This is a genomic window from Streptomyces sp. C, assembly GCF_000158895.1.
In the GTDB taxonomy this organism is placed as follows: domain Bacteria; phylum Actinomycetota; class Actinomycetes; order Streptomycetales; family Streptomycetaceae; genus Streptomyces; species Streptomyces racemochromogenes.
In genome coordinates this window covers 70,553-93,001 of the sequence record NZ_GG657752.1, presented here as the reverse complement: position 1 = coordinate 93,001, position 22,449 = coordinate 70,553, and the positions used below count along the sequence as shown (strand labels likewise).

The 22,449-nt window shown below is 73.3% G+C and carries 22 protein-coding genes; 7 read left to right on the top strand and 15 right to left on the bottom strand.

Annotation, left to right across the window (positions count from 1 at the left end):
- Positions 1 to 14: 14 nt before the first annotated feature.
- The gene (locus SSNG_RS36650; protein ID WP_241695343.1) at positions 15 to 821 is read right to left on the bottom strand and encodes an alpha/beta fold hydrolase; all 807 of its coding nucleotides are present in this window, start codon (positions 819 to 821) and stop codon (positions 15 to 17) included.
- 75 nt (positions 822 to 896) lie between these two features.
- A complete protein-coding gene (locus SSNG_RS36645) occupies positions 897 to 1,181 on the bottom strand; it encodes a hypothetical protein (protein WP_125815241.1) in 285 nt (94 codons plus the stop codon).
- 256 nt (positions 1,182 to 1,437) lie between these two features.
- On the opposite strand from SSNG_RS36645, the gene SSNG_RS36640 reads away from it, so the two are divergent.
- The gene (locus tag SSNG_RS36640; protein WP_007269046.1) at positions 1,438 to 2,295 is read left to right on the top strand and encodes a helix-turn-helix transcriptional regulator; all 858 of its coding nucleotides are present in this window, start codon (positions 1,438 to 1,440) and stop codon (positions 2,293 to 2,295) included.
- Positions 2,296 to 2,302: 7 nt separating this feature from the next.
- Here SSNG_RS36640 and SSNG_RS45110 read toward each other — a convergent pair whose 3' ends face one another.
- From SSNG_RS45110 to SSNG_RS36630, 3 genes are all read right to left on the bottom strand, one after another.
- On the bottom strand, positions 2,303 to 2,425 hold the full coding sequence (locus SSNG_RS45110) for a hypothetical protein (RefSeq protein ID WP_277752188.1): 123 nt from the start codon (positions 2,423 to 2,425) through the stop codon (positions 2,303 to 2,305).
- Between the two features lie 10 nt (positions 2,426 to 2,435).
- The gene (locus tag SSNG_RS36635) at positions 2,436 to 3,101 is read right to left on the bottom strand and encodes a DUF4097 family beta strand repeat-containing protein (protein ID WP_007269045.1); all 666 of its coding nucleotides are present in this window, start codon (positions 3,099 to 3,101) and stop codon (positions 2,436 to 2,438) included.
- A gap of 196 nt (positions 3,102 to 3,297) precedes the next feature.
- A complete protein-coding gene (locus tag SSNG_RS36630; RefSeq protein WP_042804867.1) occupies positions 3,298 to 4,497 on the bottom strand; it encodes an erythromycin esterase family protein in 1,200 nt (399 codons plus the stop codon).
- A gap of 70 nt (positions 4,498 to 4,567) precedes the next feature.
- On the opposite strand from SSNG_RS36630, the gene SSNG_RS36625 reads away from it, so the two are divergent.
- Positions 4,568 to 5,281 carry a TioE family transcriptional regulator gene (locus SSNG_RS36625; protein WP_007269043.1) on the top strand — a complete coding sequence of 238 codons (714 nt, stop codon included), beginning with the start codon at positions 4,568 to 4,570 and terminating at the stop codon, positions 5,279 to 5,281.
- A 13-nt stretch (positions 5,282 to 5,294) separates the two neighbouring features.
- Here the strand turns inward: SSNG_RS36625 and SSNG_RS36620 are convergent, their stop codons facing one another.
- Both SSNG_RS36620 and SSNG_RS36615 read right to left on the bottom strand, forming a co-directional pair.
- A complete protein-coding gene (locus tag SSNG_RS36620) occupies positions 5,295 to 6,218 on the bottom strand; it encodes a DMT family transporter (protein ID WP_050780113.1) in 924 nt (307 codons plus the stop codon).
- Positions 6,219 to 6,326: 108 nt separating this feature from the next.
- Entirely contained in the window at positions 6,327 to 7,148 is an 822-nt protein-coding gene (locus SSNG_RS36615) for an alpha/beta hydrolase (protein WP_128637673.1), read from the bottom strand.
- Between the two features lie 179 nt (positions 7,149 to 7,327).
- On the opposite strand from SSNG_RS36615, the gene SSNG_RS36610 reads away from it, so the two are divergent.
- Entirely contained in the window at positions 7,328 to 7,753 is a 426-nt protein-coding gene (locus SSNG_RS36610) for a MarR family transcriptional regulator (RefSeq protein ID WP_206731448.1), read from the top strand.
- Between the two features lie 23 nt (positions 7,754 to 7,776).
- Here the strand turns inward: SSNG_RS36610 and SSNG_RS36605 are convergent, their stop codons facing one another.
- The 3 genes from SSNG_RS36605 to SSNG_RS45105 are packed head-to-tail and all read right to left on the bottom strand — an operon-like array spanning position 7,777 to position 10,120.
- The gene (locus tag SSNG_RS36605) at positions 7,777 to 8,550 is read right to left on the bottom strand and encodes an alpha/beta fold hydrolase (protein WP_007269039.1); all 774 of its coding nucleotides are present in this window, start codon (positions 8,548 to 8,550) and stop codon (positions 7,777 to 7,779) included.
- Positions 8,547 to 9,932 (bottom strand): AMP-binding protein, encoded by a 1,386-nt coding sequence (locus SSNG_RS36600; RefSeq protein ID WP_007269038.1) that lies wholly within the window; start codon positions 9,930 to 9,932, stop codon positions 8,547 to 8,549. Before SSNG_RS36600 ends, SSNG_RS36605 begins: the two co-directional genes overlap by 4 nt.
- A 53-nt stretch (positions 9,933 to 9,985) precedes the next feature.
- The gene (locus SSNG_RS45105; RefSeq protein WP_277752187.1) at positions 9,986 to 10,120 is read right to left on the bottom strand and encodes a hypothetical protein; all 135 of its coding nucleotides are present in this window, start codon (positions 10,118 to 10,120) and stop codon (positions 9,986 to 9,988) included.
- 193 nt (positions 10,121 to 10,313) lie between these two features.
- Here SSNG_RS45105 and SSNG_RS38500 point away from each other — a divergent pair, with 193 nt between their 5' ends.
- Positions 10,314 to 12,332 carry a helix-turn-helix domain-containing protein gene (locus SSNG_RS38500; protein ID WP_007269036.1) on the top strand — a complete coding sequence of 673 codons (2,019 nt, stop codon included), beginning with the start codon at positions 10,314 to 10,316 and terminating at the stop codon, positions 12,330 to 12,332.
- Positions 12,333 to 12,489: 157 nt separating this feature from the next.
- Here SSNG_RS38500 and gdhA read toward each other — a convergent pair whose 3' ends face one another.
- Positions 12,490 to 13,839 (bottom strand): NADP-specific glutamate dehydrogenase, encoded by a 1,350-nt coding sequence (gene gdhA, locus SSNG_RS36585; RefSeq protein ID WP_007269035.1) that lies wholly within the window; start codon positions 13,837 to 13,839, stop codon positions 12,490 to 12,492.
- Positions 13,840 to 14,037: 198 nt separating this feature from the next.
- Here gdhA and SSNG_RS36580 point away from each other — a divergent pair, with 198 nt between their 5' ends.
- Positions 14,038 to 14,604, top strand: coding sequence for an anthrone oxygenase family protein (locus SSNG_RS36580; protein ID WP_007269034.1), 567 nt, complete (start codon positions 14,038 to 14,040; stop codon positions 14,602 to 14,604).
- 39 nt (positions 14,605 to 14,643) lie between these two features.
- Here the strand turns inward: SSNG_RS36580 and SSNG_RS36575 are convergent, their stop codons facing one another.
- Together SSNG_RS36575 and SSNG_RS36570 are read right to left on the bottom strand one after the other, a co-directional pair.
- Positions 14,644 to 15,306, bottom strand: coding sequence for a response regulator transcription factor (locus tag SSNG_RS36575; RefSeq protein ID WP_007269033.1), 663 nt, complete (start codon positions 15,304 to 15,306; stop codon positions 14,644 to 14,646).
- Positions 15,281 to 16,453 carry a histidine kinase gene (locus tag SSNG_RS36570; RefSeq protein ID WP_042804866.1) on the bottom strand — a complete coding sequence of 391 codons (1,173 nt, stop codon included), beginning with the start codon at positions 16,451 to 16,453 and terminating at the stop codon, positions 15,281 to 15,283. Before SSNG_RS36570 ends, SSNG_RS36575 begins: the two co-directional genes overlap by 26 nt.
- A 175-nt stretch (positions 16,454 to 16,628) precedes the next feature.
- Here SSNG_RS36570 and SSNG_RS36565 point away from each other — a divergent pair, with 175 nt between their 5' ends.
- Positions 16,629 to 18,851 (top strand): MMPL family transporter, encoded by a 2,223-nt coding sequence (locus SSNG_RS36565; protein ID WP_042804917.1) that lies wholly within the window; start codon positions 16,629 to 16,631, stop codon positions 18,849 to 18,851.
- A gap of 55 nt (positions 18,852 to 18,906) precedes the next feature.
- Here SSNG_RS36565 and SSNG_RS36560 read toward each other — a convergent pair whose 3' ends face one another.
- Positions 18,907 to 19,524 (bottom strand): anthrone oxygenase family protein, encoded by a 618-nt coding sequence (locus SSNG_RS36560; RefSeq protein ID WP_007269030.1) that lies wholly within the window; start codon positions 19,522 to 19,524, stop codon positions 18,907 to 18,909.
- 162 nt (positions 19,525 to 19,686) lie between these two features.
- The gene (lpdA, locus tag SSNG_RS36555; protein ID WP_007269029.1) at positions 19,687 to 21,078 is read right to left on the bottom strand and encodes a dihydrolipoyl dehydrogenase; all 1,392 of its coding nucleotides are present in this window, start codon (positions 21,076 to 21,078) and stop codon (positions 19,687 to 19,689) included.
- Between the two features lie 204 nt (positions 21,079 to 21,282).
- On the opposite strand from lpdA, the gene SSNG_RS42790 reads away from it, so the two are divergent.
- Positions 21,283 to 22,449 (top strand): polyketide synthase (locus SSNG_RS42790; RefSeq protein ID WP_165365097.1); only part of this gene is annotated, 1,167 nt, incomplete at its 3' end.

The window sequence follows — 22,449 nt, the reverse complement described above, 5'->3', positions numbered from 1 at the left end:
GGGCCTCGTACGGGCTAGATCAGCTCAACGTACTCAGCGTCGGGGCGGGTTGCCCGGGCCGTCGCCGCCGCGCGGGCCAGCGGGCGCAGGACGGAGGTGACGGCGTCGGGCCGGTCCTCGAAGTAGAAGTGGCCGCCGTCGGTCCAGTGCCGGTCGGGCGGCGCGGCGCACTCGCGGGACCAGGCGTCGAGGGCGGTGGTGCCGACGTGCGGGTCGTCGGTGCCGTTGAGCAGGGTGACGGGGACGGCGAGGGGGGCGCCGGGGCGGTAGCGGTAGCCGGCGACCATGCGGAAGTCGGCCTTGAGGTGCGGCAGGAGGAGCTCTTGCACGGCCTCGTCCTCCAGCACCTCGGGGGGCAGCCCGCCGAAGAATCCGACGGCCTCGGTGAAGGCGGGGCCCTCCAGCCGGGCCGCCTCGACCACACGGGGGGTGGGCAGCAGGGAGGGGGCGCTGCAGCCGGAGACGACGAGCCCGGCGAAGCCGCGTACGCCGTCGAGGCGGCGGGCCACCTCGAAGGCGAGGGCGGCGCCGAAGCTGTGGCCGAAGAGGAGGAACGGCCGGTCGTCGGTGGTGGCGGCGAGGGCGATGGCGGCGGCGGAGCCGTCGGCGAGTTCGGCGAGGGAGCCGGGGGCGGGTTCGCGGAAGCGGTGGCCCCGGCCGGGCGGGCACACGGCGAGAACCTGTGCGTCGTCCCGCATCGCGGGCTGCCAGCCGAGGAAGGTCCGGGGGTTGCCGCCGGCGTGCGGGAAGCAGAAGACGCGGGCGGCGGGGCCGGGCACCGCGACGGTCTCGGAGGTCAGGAACCAGGGGGAGGCAACCACGAGGATCAGCCATTCCTTTGCCGGTCGGTCAGTGGCGGGAGGTGAGGCAGTGCAGTACGGGGCTCCGGGGGTGGGTCAGTTCCAGCCAACGTCGTCGGAGGAGGAGGGCGTCGGCGCGGGGGTGGTGGCCGGCTGCGGGTTGTTCCAGCCGACGTCACCGGCGTCACCGGCCACGACGTGCGGGTTCGCGTTGTTCCAGCCGACGTCGCCGAGGCGCAGGTGGCTGCCGGAGTCGGCGGAGAAGGCACCCTGGGTGGCGAGGCCGGCGACCGTCGTACCCAGGCCGAGGGCGATGCCCGCGGTCGCGAGTACGACGCGGCCGCGGATTCCCGAAACGCGGCCGGCCGGACGAGTCACCATGTGGTTCTTCCCCATTTTTCCCAGTCCCCTCAAGTCGTTTCGCCTTTGGCCATTCCAGGAACGCCAAACCGAGGCGGTTTCCGGCGGTGCTGATCTCCGGTGCGCCTTCTCGGTGTTCGTTCCTGCGGTGAGACCAAATCTCCCCTGCCGACTCGAGACCAGGTAGACCTACGATGGCTCCGGTTTCCGCATTGCGGGAACCCACGGGGTCTCAACCGCCGCAAATACCTGCATACCGGACAGACAGGGGTGGCAAGTGGACGTAGTCAAATACGTCAAAACCGCACAAAGCGGTGCACCTGAGGAGCTGTACGCGGCTGCGGCGGGGGAACCGCAGGCGTTCTTGCGGGAACTCGCAACGCACCTCGGCCTGCTGGCGGAGGAAGCGGCGCAGCAGGCGGCGGCGCACGCCGCACCGCCGACGGCCCTGGAGCCCTGCGGCGAGGAGGTGGTAGGGCCCGGCGTCCGGTACCTGCACGGCCTGGGCAGCATCTCGACGGCGATCAACGACGCCCTCGCGTCGGTCCGGCGGGACATCCTCACCGCGCAGCCCGACGGGGCGCGCCCGAGCGCGGTGCTGAAGGACGCCCTGGAATCCGTACGGCGGCAGATCTCGGCGGGGATCGCCATGCGGACGCTGTATCAGCACACGACGAGATTCGACGAGGCGACGAAGGAATACGTCCGCGCCGTCACGGAATACGGCGCTCAAGTACGGACGCTGGAAGAATTCTTCGACCGTCTGATCATTGTGGACGATGTCGCCTTCATTTCGGCGAACGAGGACCGTACCACGGCGATCTCCATTACCGAACCGACCATCGTACGATTTCTCAGAGATACGTTCGACAAGGCCTGGGACCGGGCGAAACCCTTTCCCTTCGTCCCGCTGCACGCGGCCAAGGCGGCGGACGAGGTGGTCCCGGCGATCCGGGAGTCCATCAGCAGGCTGCTCGTGGAGGGCTACTCCGACAAGGCCATCGCTCGCCGCATAGGGATCAGCGAGCGCTCACTCCAGGCGCACATCGCGGCCATCAAACAGGATCTCGGAGCCTTGAACCGGCTCCAGCTCGGGTACCTGCTCGGCCGCAACGAGGCGACCTATGTCCTTTGACGGACCGTCAACCCCGCGCCTTCCGTTCGGCCCATTCGGGGTGGGTCGCCGAGCCGTCGACGACGGGGAGGAGGATCCGCTCCGCGTCGTCGACGGCGGTCTGGGCCGTCTGGGCTGTCTGGGCGGTCACGACGCCGGTGTCAGGCGGTGAGGGCGGTGATGTTGCCGTAGGAGGTGGTGGCGTGGATGGTCAGCACGGCACCCTCTCCGCTGTTCTGCAGGGCGTTGCTGATGCGTCCGTAGGAGGTCCCGGCGTCGAGCGAGGCGGAGACGCCGCGGGCGGCACCGACGCTGATGTCGCCGTGCTCGGTCCGCAGGGTCACCGTCCCGCCGGTCGCCTCGGCGATCGTCAGGTCGCCCTTCTGCGTGCGGATGTCGGCCGAACCGCCCAGCCGGCCCACCGCCACGTCACCCGCGGCCAGGACCAGCCGCACCCCGGCCGCCTCGTCCAGCTTGACGGTGCCGTGCGCGCTCTCCAGCGACACCTCACCCAGCCGGCCCACACCCCGGAACTCGGCCGACGCGGTCGTCGCCTCGACACTCGACCCCGCCGGAAGCTGCACCGTCACCTCCACCGCACCCGAAGCCCCGAACACCTGGCTCTTCTTCGGCGCGCTGATCCGCAGCACACCACCCTGGAACTCGACGGCCGTCTCCTGCGCGGCCTTCACGTCACGGCTCTTGGACGCGTTCACCGGCAGGACCTCGACCGTGGTGTCCGCACGGTCGGCGGCGATGAAGCGGATGTTCCCGGCCGGGACGTCCAGGACGGCGGCGATGGCGGCGGCGGTGGCGAACTTCTGCATGGCTTCTCTTCCTTCGGGTCTTGCGTCACTCGGCGTTTCCGATGACCTGAACGCTACGTCGCGTTCACACCCCGAGCAACACACCCATTGCGCCACCCCATCATCACCGCAGGTCAGAGCCCTGCAATCGTTGCAACACCCCTGAATTCAACGCAACGAACACCACGCAACCGTTGCAACGGACGAAGACTGAACGCTACGCGGGAGGCATGTCCTTCACGAACACGAGCCCGTCGCCGCCCTCCAGCCGGTCCGGGTCGAGCGGGAAGTAGCCGAACCAGGGCGATGTGCGGGGCGCGGGCCGGTCGTCGCCGAGCACCTCGGCCAGCCGCCGGGTGTCGACGAGGCACCGGTCCTCCGGGAGGGCGTACAGGAGCCCCTCCACGGTGTCCGGCGCCGGCTCCTCCACTCCCTGGTGCCGGATCGTGCCGAGGGCCGTGGCCACGAAGGCGTACTCCGCACCGAGGCGGGCGCCCACCAGCGCACCGGCGCCCCACCACTCCAGCAGCTGCCCGCCCATCCGCATCGAGCTCTGCTCCCGCTGGAGGTGGCTGTTGTGGGCGTGGACGAACACCGGCCCCCGCTCGGCGAGGGCGAGCAGGTTGCGGGCCATCATCTGGTCCCGCACCCCCACCAGCCGGGCCAACCGGGCGGGCGAAGCGTCGGCCATCCAGTGGTGGTAGCGCAGCAGGCCCGTGGCCGTCCGCGCGTACAGGCAGGCGCGCTCCCACTCCTCCCGCGGGCCCGCCGCGATCAGCCGGGGCGCCTGCTCCTGAAGCAGGGCCGCCAAGTCGTCGGCGATCAGCCTCAGTCGGCCCGCCTCGGCCGACTGCCCCGCGGACCGGGCCGGGTCCGTCATGGCGGCGGGTTCGGTCCACTGCTCGTCGGTGCCGAGCAGCCGGTCGAGGGTCTCCCGCGTACAGGGCAGCAGGCCGGTGTCCACCCGGGCGGCAAGATGCTGGTGGAGCGCGGTGAGGGCCTGACGGGGGCTCGCGGCGCCGGTGATCTCCAGCGGGCCGTCGAAGCCCGCGAAGCGGACCTGTTCGGCGGCCGGCCGCCCTTCGTTGTGGGCGCGCATCCAGCGCACCAGCTCGCGGTTGGCGGCGGATGCGCCCCAGCCGTGGCTGATGCCGCGCTCCACGACCTCGTCGAGCACGCCCCGGCCGGAGGTCACGTACTCGTCGACGACCAGGCCCATCAGGCAGTCGCTCTCGATCGCGATGGTCCGGTAGCCCTCCTCGACGAGCTGCCGGAAGAGCTCGTTGCGCAGGTGCAGCAGAGTCTCCTCCCGGTGCGTGGGCTCGCCCAGGGCGAGCATCCGGGGCCGGCGGGAAAGCAGCCGCAGGAGTGCGGCGGAATCGACGGGATGGACGGTTTCCTTGATGCGGTTCGCCATGCCCTCAACGCTATCGCTGAACCTTCGGTTGAAACTTCGGCCGCCGCTCAGGCCGCTATTGTCGGCTCCCATGGGTTCGAACCTTCAAACCGCCGGACGACTGAGGCCGATCGACCTGGCACGGGCGCACGGCTTGTCCACCCAGGCGGTCAGGAACTACGAGGAGGCCGGCATCCTCCCGGCGGCCGCCCGCACGGCCGGCGGCTACCGCGCCTACGCCCCGCTGCACGCGGGCGCGCTGCGCGCGTTCCTGGCCCTGCTGCCGGGCCACGGCCACCGGACGGCGGCGGCGGTCATGCGGGCGGTGAACACGGGTGCGGCCGACGAGGCCTTCCGGCTCATCGACGAGAGCCACGCCCAGCTCCTCGACGACCGCCGGACCCTCCAGGCGGTGGAGAACGCCCTCCGCGACCTGGCCCCCGCCCCGCCCCCGGAGCCCGGCGGCACGTTCATCGGTCCGCTGGCGGCGAAGCTCGGGGTCCGGCCCGCGACCCTGCGCAAGTGGGAGAAGGCGGGGCTGGTGCACCCGCAGCGGGATCGCCGCACCGGATACCGGGTCTACGACGCGGCCGCCGTACGCGACGCCCACCTCGCCCACCAACTCCGCCGGGGCGGCTACCTGCTGGAGCAGATCGCCCCGCTGATCACCCAGGTCCGCGCGGCCGGCGGCCTGGAACCCCTGGAGGCCGCCCTCCACGCCTGGCACACCCGCCTGTCCACCCGCGCCCGCGCCCTCCTGACAGGCGCCGCAGCCCTGGACACCTACCTCCGCGAACGGGGCTGAACGGACGAGCCGGCTACTTCACCGCTGCCGCCGGGCGGGGGGCGGGGCGGGGGCCTCGGCGGGAGACGGCTACGCCTGCGAGGCAGATCGCGCCGCCCAGCAGGGTCAGCCAGCCCGGGACCTCGTCCAGCAGGGCCCAGGCGATGACGATCACCACGGCCGGCACCGCGTAGGTCGTGGCGCCCATCTTCCCGGCGGTGGTCTTGGAGAGGGCGTACGTCCAGGTCGTGAAGGCGAGGGCCGTCGGGAAGAGGCCCAGGTAGACCATGTTGAGGGTGGCGGACAGGGGTGCCTCGGGGAGTTGGTGCAGGAGCTGGCCGGCGAAGGGCAGGGTGCAGACGGTGCCGACGAAGCAGCCGTAGGTGGTCACCTGGAGCGGGTTCGCGTACTGCAGGGCGGGCTTCTGCGAAACCACTCCGGCGCCGTAGGCGAGTGCGGCCACCAGGCAGAGCAGTACGCCGGTGAGGGACGAGGTACCGCCCTTGGAGGTGGACATCCCCACGACGACCGCCCCCGCGAAGGAGACGCCCATCCCGACGAGCAGCATCGGCGGGAAGCCCTCCTTGAGCATCCACCCGCTGAGCAGGGCGATGACGATGGGCCCGATGTTGACCACCATGGCGGCGGTGCCGGCGTCGACCCCCTGCTCGCCCCAGTTCAGCGCCACCATGTACAGGCCGAACCACAGCACTCCGGAAGCCAGGATCCCGGGCCATGCCTGACGCGGCGGCAGCGGTGTCCGCTTGACCAGCAGTACGGCGCCCAGCGCGAGCGAGGCCGTGAGGAGCCGGCCCAGCGCGAGTGCTCCGGGGCCGAAGTGCTCCGCGGAGGCGCGGATGGAGACGAACGCGGAGGCCCACATCACGACGGTGACGGCGGCGGCCGCGAGGGCACGTTGATCGAGACTGGTTCGGGAGGCACCGGCCGTTTGATCCATGCGGGCCAACGTACCGACGGGCATGGGCGCTGCCTAGGTGGTCCCGGGCGATCCGGCCAGGCCGCAAGCAGGGCGTCGGGGGGCCGTCAGCGGGCGCTCAGCGAGCGGTCAGCGCCCCGTCAGAACAGCACGCAGACGCGCCGCGTAGGCCCGGGGGTGGCTGGTGTTGCCGTTGTGCCCGCCCGGGAAGACCCGTATCCCGGAACCCACCAGATCCGCCAGCGCGCGGGCGCACGCGACGTCGAAGACGGTGGGCGGTGTGGTGGCGCCGACGGCCGGGAGGATGCGGGTCGTGCTCGCGGCCACGGCGGCCGGGTCGAGCGTGTCCTGGAGGATCGCCGCGAAGTCGTGCTCGATGAAGTAGGCGAAATTGGCGCGGCGCTGCTCGCTCATCGGCTGCGGGGTGAGCCCGGGCTCGGAGTCCTTGCCGCTGGTGTCTATGCCGAGCACCCGGGCGGCCTCGCGGACGGCCGCCGGCAGCCCCTCCTCCCGGAAGGTGTGCTGGAGTTCGACGAGCTCCGCCTCGTGCCGCTTCCGGTCGGCGGCGTCCGGCAGCAGGCGCGGGACGACCGGCTCGTGGGCCACGAGGGCGGAGAGCTGCCCCGGGTGGTCGGCGGCCACGTGCAGTCCGATGACGGCGCCGAGGCTGCACCCCAGCATCAGGGCCGGCTCGTCGGTGACCGCGGCCAGCAGCCGGTGGACGTCATCGGCGTGCTCGGCGAGCGAGGTGGTCCGGCCGGGCTGCTCCAGGCGGCTGCGGGACAGGCCCCGGCGGTCGTAGGTCAGGACGGTGAAGGTCTCGGTGAGGTGCGGGACCAGGTCCATGGTGCGGTCCGCGTCGCCCTCACCGCTCTGCGAGATGAGCAACAGCGGCCCGGAGCCCTGGAGTTCGTAGTGGAGGGTGGCACCGGGAACGGCGAGACCGGGCATGACTGCTCTCCTTCTGCTGGTTGGACCGCCGGCGCCGGACCCCTCGTCCACCGCCCTGCCATCAAGGTATTCCATCGATCTCGATACATCAAGAGTGATGGATCGATTTCGATGAATCGATGCTGATGTATTTTGGACCGGTGGATGGAATCGAACTGTTCCTGCTGGGCCGCGCCCTGATGAAGCTCGGCGAGGAGGCCCTGCCCGAACCCCCCGGCGGGTCCGGGCAGTACGCGGGCGGCACCCGCTCCGTGGTGATCGTCGCCGGGGACATCGCGGCGCACCCGGACACCACCGTCGGCGAGACGGCGCAGCGCACGGGGCTGCCGCAGAGCCAGGTCTCGGGCGCCGTGGCCCGGCTGCGCGAGGCCGGATCGGTCGAGACGGCCCCCGACCCCGCCGACCGCCGCCGGACCCTGGTGCGCCAGTCCCCCACGGCCTCCGCGCGCGTGGCCGCCGTACGGGCCGCCGGCAGCTCCAAGGTCGAGGAGGCGCTCGCCCGGGCACTGGGCGAGGCCGGCGCCGAGCGCCTGCCCGAGGTGACGCGGGCCCTGGAGGTCCTGGCCCGGCACCTAGCGGTGCGCGGCGAAGGCACGACGGCCTGACCCCGGACCCGGCCGGGACGGCGTCAGCCCGCCGTGAACCCCGCCAGGTCCTCCGCCACCGCCCGCACCACGGCCGCGTGCTGCTCGGCCAGGTAGAAGTGCCCGCCGGGGAAGCCGCGGAAGCCGAACCCGGCCCCGGCCACGTCCCGCCAGCCCCTCGCCTCCGCCACGCTCACCCGCGGGTCGGAGTCCCCGCACAGCACGCTGACGGGGGTTCGCAACGGCGGCCCCGGCTCGTGCCGCCAGGTCTCGACCGCCCGGTAGTCGCTGCGCAGCGCCGGCAGGATCAGCGCCCGGACCGCCGGGTCGGCCAGCAGCGCGGGGTCGGTCCCGGAGAGGGACTGCACCCGGGCGATCAGGGTGTCGTCGTCCCGTGCGTGGAGGTGCTCCTCCTCCCGCTCGACCAGCGGCGACCGCCGCCCGGAGACGATCAGGCCGCGCGGCGTCCCGCCGGCCGCCTCCAGCCGGCGCACCAGCTCGTAGGCGAGCACCGCGCCCATGCTGTGCCCGAACAGGACGAGGGGCCGGCCGCGCCAGGGCTCCAGGGCCCGCTCCACCCCGTCGGCCAGCCCGGCGATGGTGTCCGGGATCGGCTCCTCCAGCCGCTCCTGGCGGCCGGGGTACTGGACGGTGAGCACCTCGGCGTGCGCGGCGAGGTCGCGGGAGAGCGGGAAGTAGAAGGAGGCGCTGCCGCCCGCGTGCGGGAGGACGACGAGGACCGGCACGGGCCTCCCCGGTGGCACCGCCGGCGGGTGGAAGCGGCGGATCCAGGGGTTCTCCCCGTCGGCGCCGCTCACCGCGCCGCCCCGGATCCGCCCGGCCCGCCCGACCCGCCCGATCCGCCCGGCCCGCCGCCCAGCAGGAGCTTCTTCTGCGGCTTCCCCATGGCGTTGCGCGGGATCGCGGGAACGAAGCGCACCTCGCGGGGCCGCTTGTGCACCGAGAGGTGGGCGGCGACGAAATCGGTGAGTTCGGCGCCGGTGACTCCGTCGGCGACGACGAAGGCGACGATCCGCTGCCCGAGGTCCGCGTCCGGGACCCCGACCACCGCCGCCTCGGCCACCTTGGGGTGGTCCAGCAGGGCGTTCTCGATCTCGCCCGCGCCGATGCGGTAGCCGCCGGACTTGATCATGTCGATGGAGGCCCGGCCGACGATGCGGTGGACGCCGTCCTCCGGGTCGACGGCGGCGATGTCGCCCGTACGGAACCACCCGTCCCCGGTGTACGCGGCCGCGGTCGCGTCGGGGCGGCCCAGGTAGCCGGAGAACAGCGTGGGGCCGGTGAGCTGGAGTTCGCCGATCTCGGCGCCCGGCTCGGCGGCGATCCGGGTCCGGATGCCGGGGAGCGGGGTGCCCACGGTGCCGGGACGGACCCCGCCGCCCGCGCGGCCGCTCACGGTGATCAGGGTCTCGGTCATCCCGTAGCGCTCGACGGGGCGGTGGCCGGTGAGGCGCTCCAGGTCCCGGAAGACGGGCGCGGGCAGGGCTGCGCTGCCGGAGACGAGCAGTCGGGCCCCGGACAGCGCGGCCGCGTGCTCCGGTTCGGCGGCGATGCGGGACCACACGGTCGGCACCCCGAAGTACAGGCTGCCCCCGGCGGCGGCGTACGCCTGCGGGGTCGGGCGGCCGGTGTGCACCAGGCGGCTCCCGGTGCGCAGCGCGCCGAGCACGCCGAGGACCAGGCCGTGCACGTGGAACAGCGGGAGCCCGTGCACCAGGGTGTCCTCGGCGGTCCACTGCCAGGCTCCGGCGAGGGCGTCGAGGTCGGCGGCGATGGCGCCGGCGGTCAGGACCACGCCCTTGGGCGGGCCGGTGGTGCCGGAGGTGTACAGCACCAGCGCGGGGTCCTCCGGGCCGGCCGCCCGGGCGGGCGCCGCGGCCCGGCGGGCGAAGTCGACGGGGACCTCGACGGCACCGGAGTCGCGCAGGACGTGCTCGCGCTCGGCGGGCCCCGCGTCCGGGGGCAGCGGCACGAAGGGCACCCCGGCGAGGAGCCCGCCGACGGCCGCCGCGACGGTCTCCAGGGAGGCGGTCGCCGTCACGGCGAAGGCGGGGGCTCCGGCGACGTCGGCGGCCACGGCCCCCGCCGCGCCGAGCAGTTCCTCGTACGAGGCGGTACGACCGGCGACGCGCACGGCATCCGCGCGGTCGCCGTACGTCCCGTCAAGCGCGGTCAGCACGCGGCAACTCCCTGTCGATGGGCGGACCTACAGGCTACGCCGCCGCCGCGGGCTCACTCCCCGGGGTTCTCCCGGTCCTTGACCGCGGCACGGGCCTCGCGGCGGGCCCGGCGGACTTCGAGGGCGAGGGAGACGGTCGTACCGATCAGGGTGAGGACGTCGGCGGCGACGGAGAGGAGGTCGGTCATGGTGGTCGGGCCCTTCGGCTTCGGGCCGCTGGGTGCGGCCGGTGGACGCACCATCGGGGGGAGTTGGGTTGTCCGGACCCTCCGGGCAGGACATCGCAGATAAGTTGCGGACGAAGGCCCACTTGTCCCGGACGCACCGGACAACGACACGGCACGACACAACACGGCACGACGCGCAGCAGGGGGGATCTCGTTGGCGGGAACGGAAAAGCCCAGGGGCCGGCCCTGGACGGACATCCGCCCGGTGAACCCGGGCGCCGGCAGGCTGGCCGCGTTCCTGCGCGCGCGGGTGGACGGCTCCGGGAAGACCCTGGCCGTCCTGGCGGAGGAGATCGGCTACTCCAAGTCGCAGGTCAGCTCGCTGCTCAGCGGACGGATCCCGCCGCAGCGGTTCGTCACCTCGCTGATCGACGCCACGGTCCCGCCGCCGCTGCGCGAACGCCGGCGGAGCGAGGCGGAGGCCATGCTGTACGAGGCGCTGCACCCGCCCCGCCCGGCGAAGCCGCCGGCATCGTCAGCCGGCCCGGCGGTGGTGGACCTGGCGGCCGTACAGGCACGGCAGATCGAGACGTACGACCGTCTCACCCGCGCCCTGGAGCAGCAGGCGGAGCTCCGCCAGACGGCCGACAACGCGGCCCGGCTGATCTGGATCCTGCTCGGCATGATCCACAAGCTGAACGAACGGGTCGGCGCCCTCAGCCGGGAGCGTGACCAGGCCGCCGGGCGGCAGGCCCTGGAGGCGACCCGGGCAAAGCTGGCCCGGGCGGAGTCCCAGCAGGCCAAGGCAGAGGGCGAACTGGGCCGGGCCGAAGAGAAGAAGCGGCGTGCCGAAGCCCTCGCCGCTCACCTGCGGGAGCAGATCACCGCGCTGACGGAGGAACTGGAGCGCCTGCGCGGCCAGGGCGGCGGCCCGGCGCCCACGGACGGCCTCCCCGACCTTGCCCCGACCACCCCGGCGGCGGTCTCCACCGACCCCGAAGGCGACGACATCGACGCCGCCCTAGCCCGGGCGACGGCGGTCAACGACACCGACGGCGACACTGTCGACCGCATCAGCACCGAACTCGGCGTACCCGCGCTCGACACGGTCCCGGACAACCCCTCCACCAGCCCGGACGTGCCGAACAAGTCCGCGCGTGAACTCCGCGCCGAGGCCAAGGCCGCGCAGGAGGGCGGGGACTTCGGGGAGGCGGCCCGCCTCTACGCCCGGCTGACCGCGGCCTCGGCCGTCTATCTGGGGCCGGACCACCCGGACACCCTCGCCAGCCGGCAGGATCACGCCCATTGCATCGGTGAGGCGGGTGAGCCCGCCCTCGCGCGCGAGCTGTACGAGACGCTCCTGCGGGACAGGCTCCGCGTCCTGGGACCCGACCACGCCCTCACCCTGCACAGCCGCTACCAGCTCGCTTACTACACCGGAGAGGACGGCGACTTCGCCACGGCACAGGACCTCCTGGCCGCACTGCTGACGGACCAGACGCGCGTGGAGGGTCCCGACAGTCTCAGCACGCTGACCAGCCGCTACGCACACGCCTTCTACACCGGAGAGGCCGGCGACTCCGCCACGGCGGCAAGCCTGTACGAGGCGCTCCTCCGGGACCAGACCCGTGTCCTGGGAGCCGACCACCCCGTCACCCTCAGCAGCCGCCACGAACACGCGTACTTCACCGGTCAGGCCGGTTTCCCGGAGGCGGCGCGCCTCCTGCTGGCCGCCCTGGTCCCCGACAGCGAACGCGTCCTGGGAGCCGACCACGTCGACTCCTTCGTCAGCCGCTACCAACTCGCCCGCTGCACGGCCGAGGCCGGCGACCCCGCCACCGCACGCGACCTCCTGGCCGCACTCGTCCCCGACGAGACACGCGTCCTCGGCGCCGACCACTCCGACACGCTCCAGAGCCGGCGCGAGCACGCCCACCACACCGCGAAGGCCGGTGACGCGGGCGCGGCGCGCGACCTCTACGAGGCGCTCGTACGCGACCAGGCCCGTGTCCTCGGACCCGACCACCGTCGCACCCTGGCCAGCCGCTACCAGCACGTCCGGTACACCGCCAGGTCGGGCGGCCTCGTCGCCGCCCTCGACCTGATGACCGTCCTCGTGGCCGATCTGGAACGCGTGTTCGGTACCGACCACCCCGACAGCGTCACCGGTCGCAGGCAACTCGCCGAGCTGACGCGGCGGGTCGGGGAAGCCGGTGGCGGGGCGCCGGCCTGAAGGGCGGGCCCGCGCCCCGTCACGGGGGACACGGGCCCTGACCGTCCGCAGCCGGCTCGCCTCCTGGCCGGAGCGGCCCGGGGAGGCGGGTGCCGCCCCGGGCTGAGCCGGGGGCCCTCACCCGGCGGGGGCGCGGACCCGGCAGCGCAAGCCGGGGCTAGATCACACCCTGGACCAGCATCGCGTCGGCCACGCGCTCGAAGCCGGCGATGTTGGCGCCGGTGACGTAGTCGCCCGGGGCGTCGTAGCGGGCGGCCGTTTCGTACGCGACCTCGTGGATCGAGCTCATGATGCCCGCCAGCTCCGACTCGACCCGGTCCCGGGTCCAGGCCGTGCGGCCCGCGTTCTGGGCCATCTCCAGCGCGCTGACCGCGACGCCGCCCGCGTTGGCGGCCTTGCCCGGGCCGAAGGCGACGCCCGCGGCCTGGAAGAGGTGGACCGCCTCGGGGGTGCTGGGCATGTTGGCGCCCTCCGAGACCGCCTTGACGCCGTTCCCGATGAGGGCGCGCGCGTCCTCGGCGCCCAGTTCGTTCTGGGTCGCGGACGGGAAGGCGACGTCGGCCGGGACCTCCCAGACGCGTCCGGCCGGCACGAAGCGGGCCGAGGGGCCGCGGCGGGCGGCGTACTCGCTGACGCGGCCGCGCTCGACCTCCTTGATCTGGCGGAGCAGGGCGAGGTCGATGCCCTTGTCGTCGACCACGTAGCCCTGGGAGTCGGAGCAGGTCAGCGGGTTGGCGCCGAGCTGCTGGAGCTTCTCGATGGTGTAGAGGGCGACGTTCCCGGAGCCGGAGACGACGGCCGTCAGGCCGTCCAGGGACTCGCCCCGGACCTTGAGCATCTCGGAGGCGAACAGGACGCTGCCGTAGCCGGTGGCCTCGGGCCGGATCGCGGAGCCGCCCCAGCCCTGGCCCTTGCCGGTGAGGACGCCGGCCTCCCAGCGGTTGGTGATGCGCCGGTACTGGCCGAATAGGTAGCCGATCTCGCGGCCGCCGACGCCGATGTCGCCGGCCGGGACGTCGGTGTGCTCGCCGATGTGGCGGTGGAGCTCGGTCATGAAGGACTGGCAGAAGCGCATGACCTCGGCGTCGGAGCGGCCGTGCGGGTCGAAGTCGCTGCCGCCCTTGCCGCCGCCGATGCCCAGGCCGGTCAGCGCGTTCTTGAAGATCTGCTCGAATCCGAGGAACTTCACCACGCCGATGTCCACGGACGGGTGAAAGCGCAGGCCGCCCTTGTACGGGCCGAGCGCGCTGTTGAACTCCACCCGGTAGCCGCGGTTGACGTGGACGTGTCCGTGGTCGTCCGTCCACGGCACCCGGAAGATGATCTGCCGCTCCGGTTCCACGAGCCGCTCCACGAGCCCGGCCTCGGCGTACTCGGGGCGCGCCGCGAAGACGGGGGCCAGGGTGTCCAGGACCTCCCGTACGGCCTGGTGGAACTCGGGCTGGGCGGGGTTGCGGCGCTCGATGTCGGTCCGCAGTGCGTCCAGCCTCTGCTTCGGGTCGGTCACGTTCTGGTTCCTCTCCGGCGTCCTGGTGGGGGCGTGCGGGCCCAGCGGGAGGGTACCGCGCACGGGGGGTGCTGCCGGAACTGGTCATCCGGCCTGCGCAGCAGGGGTGTTGGGCCTGTGCAATGACACGGGAGATGGCCTGTGTACGACCGTAGTATCAGCTGGGGACTGCTTGGATCAGGCTCGGAACGGCCCGGGATGGGCGAGAATCCGGCCATCGCGGTGCGGCAGTCCTGCGGCACCCACGCAGGCGGGGGGAACCACGTGGAAACGGCAAGGTTCGCGTCACTGATCGCTGCGACGATCACCATGGGCCTGGTGAGCGGCCTCTTCTACGGGTTCTCGGTGGCGGTGATGCCCGGGCTGCGCGCCTCGTCCGACCGGACGGTGATCGAGACGATGCAGCGGATCAACGTGGCGATCCTCAACGGCTGGTTCCTGCTCGGCTACCTGGGCTCGCTGCTGTTCACCGCCCTGGCCCTGGGCCTGCACCTGCCGGGCGACGGGCGCCACGCGCTGGTGCCGCTGGCCGGCGCGCTCGTCGCGTACGTCCTGGCGATGATCGTCACCGCCCGGGTGAACATCCCGCTCAACAACGCCCTGGAGAAGGCGGGCCCGGTGGACCGGATCGCCGATCCGGCGGCCGTGCGCCGCGCGTTCGAGGGGACCTGGGTCCGCGCGAACACGTGGCGCACGCTGCTGTGCACGCTGGCCTTCGGACTGCTGGCCTGGGCGCTGGTCCTGCACGGACAGAACACCCTTTAGGGGTGTTCGCCGAGGAATTTCCTCCCAGAGCGCGGAGCCTCAGGTTCCGGGGAGGATACGGCGCGTTTCGTAGGCCCACATCGCGATCTCGACCCGGTTGCGGGCGCCGAGTTTGGCCATCAGGCTGGCCAGATGCGTCTTCACCGTGCTGAGGCTGATGCGCAGTGCGTCGGCGATCTCGGTGTTGGTCAGCCCGCGGGCGACGGCGAGGAGCACCTGCTCCTCGCGGGCGGTGACGGGGGAGACCGGCTGGGCCACGGGCCGCCCGGCGGGCAGGTCCGCGAACGCCCGGAGCAGACGGACGGTGACGCTGGGCGCGATGAGCGCCTCACCGTCGGACGCCGACCGTACGGCCTGCGCCAGAAGGTCCGGTCCCGTGTCCTTGAGGAGGAATCCGCGGGCGCCGGCACGCAGTGAGCCGTAGACGTACTCGTCGAGGTCGAACGTGGTGATGACGACCACGGCCAGCGGGTCGGCGACGCCCGGGCCGGCGACCAGCCGGGTGGCCTCGAGCCCGTCGAGTCCGGGCATGCGGATGTCGAAAAGGCAGACGTCGGGGCGCAGTTCGCGGGCCAGACGTACCGCTTCCCGCCCGTCGGCGGCCTCGCCGACCACCTCGATGCCGGGCTGGGCGTTCAGCATGATCCGCAACCCGGTGCGGACGATCGTCTGGTCGTCAGCGACGAGGACGCGAATGGACACCGCTCCCGCTCCTCGCCCTCGGCAGTTCGGCTTCGACGTGCCAGCCCCGGTCGGTACCCGGGCCGGCTCGTAGTGTGCCGCCGAGCAGGGTCGCGCGCTCGCGCAGTCCGGTGAGTCCGTATCCGTCGCGACCCCGGCCGGTGCGCCGGCCGTCGTCGCGCACGCTCACCCGTACCGCGTGCCGTTCCGCGGCGACCCGGACGACGAGCTCGGTCGCGTCGACCGCATGGCGCAGCGCGTTGGTCACCGACTCCTGCACGATCCGGTAGACGGCCGCGTCCATGGCCGGGGGCAGCGCGTCCAGTTCGCCGTCGAGCCCCAGGTCGACCCTGAGGTGACCACCCGGGGTGCGCACCAGGCGCTCCAGATCCGCGACTCCGGCAGGGGGCGCCAGCTCGGCGCCGACCCCGCGGTCGCGCAGCGCGGCGACCATGGCGCGCATCTCCTCCAGCGTGCGCGCCCCTTCCTCCTCGACCCCCTCCAGCGCCTCGACGGCGGCGGACGGGTCGGCGCCCGCGAGCACCCGGCCCGCCTGGGCGATGATCACCATGGCCGACACGTGGTGGGCCACCGTGTCGTGCAGTTCCCGGGCGAGCTGCTCGCGCTCGCGGGAGCGCACCTGCTCCACCTGCCGCTCGCGAGCGGTCACCCAGAACCGCACGGCAGCCCCGACCACGCCGGGCAGCAGCAGGAAGACGAAGCCCACGACCTTTTCGACGACCGGGGTCCCGTCCGTGACGACACACAGCGCGCCGACCGCGAGGATCACCGCGCCGCCCAGTACGGTCTCGCGTCCCGATCCCCACCGGGGCAGCGCGTACACCAGCACCAGCACGACCGCGCCGGTGTACAGGCCGACGGGCTCGCGCGGTGCGGCGACGAGCGAGGCCAACGGAAGCAGGACCACCGAGCCGAACGCCAGCGTCACCACCGCCAGCGGGCGGGTCCGGCGCCACAGGGGCAGCAGGCACAGCCATACGGCGAACACCACCGCCACCGGCCGCCACACGACGTTCTCGCGCAGGCCGGCCTCCAGCGCCACACCGGCAAGGCCCGCGGCGAGCAGCGCCCAGTCCCGCCACACCCGGGCGGGCGCGTCGGGCGGCCGGGGTGCGGTCCACAGGGTTCGCAGGTCGTCTCGTAGCACGGTTCTCAGCCTAGGCACCGCGGCGTGCCGCGCATCGGCCGAAAGGACGGGTCGTCACTCCGCCCCGGGGCCGGGGGATCCGCGGCCCGCGGGCCGATGCCGCGGAGCGCCGTGGCGAGGAGCCTCGGCATCGGCGGCCGTACAAGGACGGCCGCCGAGGTGGTTGGAGGACCCGATGCTCTCGAATGCCCTGTTGCGCCTGGGCGCAAGCGCCGCCCGCCATCCCTGGCGGGTGATCGCGGCATGGCTGATCGCCGCCACGCTCGCCGTCCTCGCCGCCGTCGCCTTCGGCGGGCGGACCGCGGACTCGATGACCGCTCCGGGACTGGACTCCCGGCGGGCCGCGGAACTGATCGAGCGGGCGGGCACCGGCCAGGAGGGGATGACCGCCCAAGTGGTCGTCACCCCCCTCGCCGACGGTGCGACGTTCTTCGACGACGACGGCGCGCGCACCGCTCTCACGCGGCTGCGGGCCGAGGTGGAGCGGCTGCCGCACGTGCTCGGCACGAGCGATCCGGCGGGGGCGCTCGACGCGGGCGGGGACACCGCCGTGCGCGGCGGCCTCGTCTCGGCCGACGGGCGGATCGCGGTGGTCCGGGTGCAGTACCCCGACCAGAGCCGGCTGTCGGCCGAAGACCTCGACGCCCTCGTCGACCTGGGCGCCCGGCTGCGCGAGGGGCTGCCCCTGCGCGTCGAGATGGGCGGGAGCCTCTTCTACGCCTTCTCCGACCCCGACGGCGGCGTGAGCGAGTTGATCGGCCTCCTCGCCGCGGCCGCGATCCTGTTCCTGGCGTTCGGTTCGCTCGTCGCCGCCGCGCTGCCGATCGGCATGGCGGTCTTCGGGCTGACCGTCGGGGTCGCCACGATGACGGTGCTGGCGGGGGTGACGGACGTCCCCGCCTTCGCACCGGTCCTGGGCAGCATGGTCGGGCTCGGAGTGGGCATCGACTACGCGCTGTTCGTGCTCGCCAGGCACCGGGAGTACCTCGCGCGCGGGCTCGGTCCGCACGAGGCGGCCGGACGAGCGGTGGCCACGGCGGGGCGGCCGGTGGTCTTCGCCGGCGGCACCGTCGTCGTGTCGATCCTCGGCATGGCGGTCGCGAACGTGCCGTTCATGACGGTGGGCGGGCTCGCCGTCTCGATCGTCGTACTGATCATGGTGCTCGCGTCGGTGACGCTGCTGCCGGCCTTCCTCGGCGCGGCCGGCCCGCGCCTGGGCCGGGCCGGCCGGATCGCCCGGGCTCTTCGGGCGGGGCGGCTCGGCCGCTTCGGCCGAGGGCGGGACACGGACACGGAGGCGGGCGCCGTCCCCGCCGCCGGGTGGCGGCGCTGGATCGGGCACGTCAGCCGGCACCCGGTGCCGTACGCGGTCGGCGCCGCGGCGCTGCTGCTGACGGCGGCGCTGCCCGTGCTCGGCCTGCGCGTCGGCCTGCCCGACGACGGCTCACTGCCCCCCAGCCGTACCGAGCGCCGGGCCTACGACCTCGTCGCCGAGGGGTTCGGTCCGGGCACCAACGGGCCGCTCGTCATCGCCGCGGACCCCGCCGGTGATCCGGGAGTGCTGGACCGGCTCGTCGGGGCGGTCGGGGCGGATCCGGGCATCGCATCCGTCGCGCCGACGCGCACCGACCGGGCCACCGGCATCGCGACCCTCGTGGTGTTCCCGACCACCAGCCCCCAGGACAGGGCCACGGCCGACACCATCGCCCGGCTGCGCACCGACGTGCTGCCCGCGGCGATCGGGCACGGCCCGGCCAGGGCCCACGTCGGCGGCGCCGCCGCGAGCCTGTCCGATGTGGGCCGGCGCACCAGCCAACGCCTGCCGGTGTTCGTCGCCGCCGTGCTGGCGATGTCGTTCCTGCTGCTGATGCTGGTCTTCCGCTCGATACTCGTACCGCTGAAGGCGGTACTGCTGAACCTGCTGAGCATCGGCGCGGCCTACGGCATCATGGTCGCGGTCTTCCAGTGGGGCTGGGGAGGCGCACTCATCGGGCTGGAAGCGACGGTCCCGATCGTGTCGTTCATCCCGATGTTCCTCTTCGCCATCCTGTTCGGCCTGTCGATGGACTACGAGGTGTTCCTCCTCTCCCGCGTGCGCGAGGAGTACCTGCGCACCGGCGACAACGGCACGGCGATCGTCGAGGGCGTCTCGCGCACCGCCCGGACCATCACCTCGGCCGCCCTCATCATGGTGGCGGTCTTCCTGTCCTTCGCCGTCGCCGAGGACCCCTCCACCAAAATGTTCGGGCTCGGCCTGGCCACCGCGATCCTCATCGACGCCACGGTCGTACGCATGGTGCTGGTACCGGCGACCATGACGCTCCTCGGCCGGACCAACTGGTGGCTGCCGAAGTGGCTGGACCGGATGCTCCCGCGTCCGCGGGTGGCCGACCGTTGACCCGACTCCGACCGCCCTTGGCGTCCGAGTGGACGGGCTCCGTGGCCGTAAACGCTCAGCGGGCGGTGGCGCGGCCGTGCAGGAGGAGGGCGCGGGCGAGGGCGGCGAGGGCGGCGGTGCAGAGCAGGGTGCGCAGGATGTTCGTGGTGACCCAGGTGCCCTTGAACTTGTCCACGACCGCGAAGTCGGTCAGCTTCGCCGCGTCGCCGGCGGCCGCGAGCTCGTTGTTCAGCGGGATGTTCACCGCGAAGGTGATCACCAGTACGACGAGGTAGGCGACGGCCGCCGCGGCCACCCACACGGCGGTCCCGCGCCGGCCCTTGCGGTACTCGACGACGGCCGCGGCGGCGGTGGCGAGCAGGGCGAGGACGAAGGCGCTGCCGAAGAGGCCGTTGCCGTCGATGGCGGCGTTGAAGTTCTGCATGGCGGTGACGTAGGTGCGCTCGTCGCCGGCGGCCAGCCCCGGCATCACCGAGACGTCGAAGGCGAAGAACAGGCCCGCCATCAGACCGATGAGGACGGCGGAGAGGCCGAGGAGGGGACCGGCCGCCCTGTCGGTGCCTGTGCGTGCCGTGCCGTGCGTGCCGTGGGCCGGGGTGGTGCCGCGTGCCGGGGTGGTGCCGTGAGCCGGGTTCGTGCCGTACGCCGGGTTGGTGCCGTGTTCCGGGTTCATGGATACGTCCTCGCCTGATGGCCGGTTACCGGCGGACCCCACGCCCGCGGCGCAGTGATCGTGGCATCCGGACCGGTCGCGTACCAGCGATTTCGCCGAAAACGGGGGAAGGGCCGGGGAGTTGCCCCGGCCCTTCCGAATGGCGGAATACCGACCGTGAGGTCAGCCGTGGACGTGCAGCGGCTTCCCGGCGAGGGCGAGGTGGGCCTCGCCCAGGGCCTCGGTCTGGGTCGGGTGGGCGTGGATGAGGCTCGCCACCTCCGACGGGAGGGCCTGCCAGTTGAAGATGAGCTGGGCCTCGCCGATCTGCTCGCTGACGCGCGAGCCGATCATGTGGATGCCGATGACGGGGCCGTCGGCGACCTGGACGAGCTTCACGTCGCCCGCCGACTTCAGGATCTTGCTCTTGCCGGTGCTGCCGGCGTTGAACTTGCTGACGACGACCTTGTCCTCGCCGTAGACCTCCTTGGCCTTGGCCTCGCTGAGGCCGACGGAGGCGATCTCGGGCTCGCAGTAGGTGACCCGCGCGACGCCGTCGTAGTCGATCGGGCTCACGGGCAGGCCCGCGAGGCGCTCGGCGACGAGGATGCCCTCGGCGAAGCCGACGTGGGCCAGCTGGAGGGTCGGGATCAGGTCGCCGACGGCGGAGACGGTCGGCAGGTTGGTGCGCAGCAGCTCGTCGACGACGACGTGGCCGCGGTCGAGGGCGACGCCCGCCTCCTCGTAGCCGAGGCCGGCCGAGACCGGGCCGCGGCCGACGGCGACGAGCAGCAGCTCGGCCTCGATCTGCTTGCCGTTCTCCAGGGAGACCCGTATGCCGTGGTCGGTGTACTCGACTCCGGAGAAGCGGGAGCCCAGCTCGAACTTGATCTTCCGCTTGCGGAAGGCGCGCTCCAGGGACTTGGAGATGTCGACGTCCTCGGCGGGCACCAGGTGCGGCAGGCCCTCGACGACGGTGACGTCCACGCCGAAGGACTTCCAGGCCGAGGCGAACTCGACGCCGATGACGCCGCCGCCGAGCACGACCGCCGACTCGGGGATCCGGTCGAGGAACAGCGCGTGGTCGGAGGAGACGACCCGGTTGCCGTCGATGGCCAGGCCGGGCAGCGAGCGCGGCTGGGACCCGGTGGCGAGGACGACGTGGCGGCCCTGGTAGCGGACGCCGCCGGCCTCGACCTCGGTCGGGGAGACGAGACGGCCCTCGCCCTCCACCAGGGTGAGGTTCTTGCGCGACTTCAGCATGCCCTGGAGGCCCTTGTAGAGGCCGGCTATCACGCCGTCCTTGTACGCGTGCACCCCGGCTATGTCCACGCCCCCGAAGGTGGACTTCACTCCGTAGGACTCGCTGCGGCGCAGTTCGTCGGCGACCTCGCCGGCGTGCAGCAGCGCCTTGGTTGGGATGCAGCCGTTGTGCAGGCAGGTGCCGCCCAGCTTGCCCTTCTCGATCAGGACGACGCTCAGGCCGAGCTGGGTCGCGCGCAGGGCACAGGAGTAGCCCCCGCTGCCGCCACCGAGGATGACCACGTCGTACACGCCGTCGGCGGAATTCTCCATTGCAGATGACCTTTCGTCTTCCGTGGCGTTACCAGCCGTCCCGGCATGCTCTCATCTCCCTTCCGGGCGGGCGGCTTTGGGGGCTCCCGGGACGCCTCCCACCTGCGGGGCCACCGGATTCAGCCGTTCTTGAGTCCGCCTCCAGCCAAGGTGCGCACCATCTCCCCCGCATCACCTCGCGTCAGGACGGATGGGTGAGAAGAAATGCCTGAAGACGCTCGACGTCCGCTCCCGGACGTCACCGTGCCCGCCGACCACCGGATCGCGGTCGTCGGCCTGTCCTGCCGCCTCCCGAAGGCCCCGGACCCGGACGCCCCGTGGCGGCTGCCGGACGACGCGGCCGACGCCTTCGACCCGGCCTTCTTCGGGATCTCCCCGCGCGAGGCCGCGTCGATGGGCCCGCGCCGGCGGCTGGTGCTGGAGCTGTGCTGGGAGGCCCTCGAACACGCGGGGATCGTGCCGGGCTCGCTGCGCGGCGCGCGCGTCGGCGTGTTCGTGGGCGCGGTGCGGGACGGGCACGCCGCCCCCTCGTACCAGCACGGCCCGGAGACCATCGGCCACCGCACCGGCGGGCTGCTGGGCCTGCGCGGCCCGAGCGCCACCGTGTACGCCGGGCGTTCCTCCTCGCTCGTGGCCGTGCACCTGGCCTGCGAGAGCCTGCGCGGCGGCGAGTGCGACGCCGCCCTGGTCGGCGGGCTCGGTCCCGAGCCGGTCCCGGGCGCGGCCGGCCCGGCCGCCGGGGCCCGCGGCCGCGCCGCCGTGCGCTGCGAGGGCGGCGGCGTCGTCGTCCTCAAGCCCCTCGCCCGGGCCCTGGCCGACGGCGACCGGGTGCTCGGCGTCATCACGGGCAGCGGCGTCGGCGAGGACGGCGGCGTCGGCGAGGACGGCGGTACGGGTCAGGGCGCGCCCGTCGGCGAGAGCCGGGAGGAGGCGCTGCGCCGGGTCCGCGAGCGGGCCGGCGCCGGCCCGCGCGGGGTCCGGTACGTCGAACCGCACGGCGCCGTCGGCATCACGGACCTGATCGGCGCGCTGCCGGGCCTGGGCACGGACCGCCGCGAGCCGGCGCGGCCCCCGCGCTCCGGGGAGTCCGGGCGGCGGCTCGTCGTGGGCCTCGGCTCCGGGGGGACGGACGGCCCGGACTGCCACGTCGTCCTGGAGGAGGCACCGCGTACGGCCCCGGCCGCCGACGCCCGGGCCGCCGGGGCGGACGGTGCCGCCAGGCCGGACGGAGCCGCGCACCCGCTGCCGTACACCGTCTCCGGCACCACCCCGGAGGCCCTGCGCGCCCAGGCCCGGCGGCTGCTGGGCTGGCTGGGCGAGCACTCCGGTGCGCGGCCGGGGGCCCTGAGCCGGGCGCTGGCCACCACCCGT

Bases quoted from the DNA above. Each gene is read 5' to 3' on its own strand.
- SSNG_RS36565 (WP_042804917.1), top strand. From the start codon at position 16,629: ATGCTCTCGAATGCCCTGTTGCGCCTGGGCGCAAGCGCCGCCCGCCAT.
- SSNG_RS36610 (WP_206731448.1), top strand. From the start codon at position 7,328: ATGAAGCTCGGCGAGGAGGCCCTGCCCGAACCCCCCGGCGGGTCCGGG.
- SSNG_RS36620 (WP_050780113.1), bottom strand. From the start codon at position 6,218: ATGGATCAAACGGCCGGTGCCTCCCGAACCAGTCTCGATCAACGTGCC.
- SSNG_RS36625 (WP_007269043.1), top strand. From the start codon at position 4,568: ATGGGTTCGAACCTTCAAACCGCCGGACGACTGAGGCCGATCGACCTG.
- lpdA (WP_007269029.1), bottom strand. From the start codon at position 21,078: ATGGAGAATTCCGCCGACGGCGTGTACGACGTGGTCATCCTCGGTGGC.
- SSNG_RS36580 (WP_007269034.1), top strand. From the start codon at position 14,038: ATGGGCGAGAATCCGGCCATCGCGGTGCGGCAGTCCTGCGGCACCCAC.
- SSNG_RS36615 (WP_128637673.1), bottom strand. From the start codon at position 7,148: ATGCCCGGTCTCGCCGTTCCCGGTGCCACCCTCCACTACGAACTCCAG.
- SSNG_RS36630 (WP_042804867.1), bottom strand. From the start codon at position 4,497: ATGGCGAACCGCATCAAGGAAACCGTCCATCCCGTCGATTCCGCCGCA.
- SSNG_RS36635 (WP_007269045.1), bottom strand. From the start codon at position 3,101: ATGCAGAAGTTCGCCACCGCCGCCGCCATCGCCGCCGTCCTGGACGTC.
- SSNG_RS36645 (WP_125815241.1), bottom strand. From the start codon at position 1,181: ATGGTGACTCGTCCGGCCGGCCGCGTTTCGGGAATCCGCGGCCGCGTC.
- SSNG_RS36560 (WP_007269030.1), bottom strand. From the start codon at position 19,524: ATGAACCCGGAACACGGCACCAACCCGGCGTACGGCACGAACCCGGCT.
- SSNG_RS45105 (WP_277752187.1), bottom strand. From the start codon at position 10,120: ATGACCGACCTCCTCTCCGTCGCCGCCGACGTCCTCACCCTGATCGGT.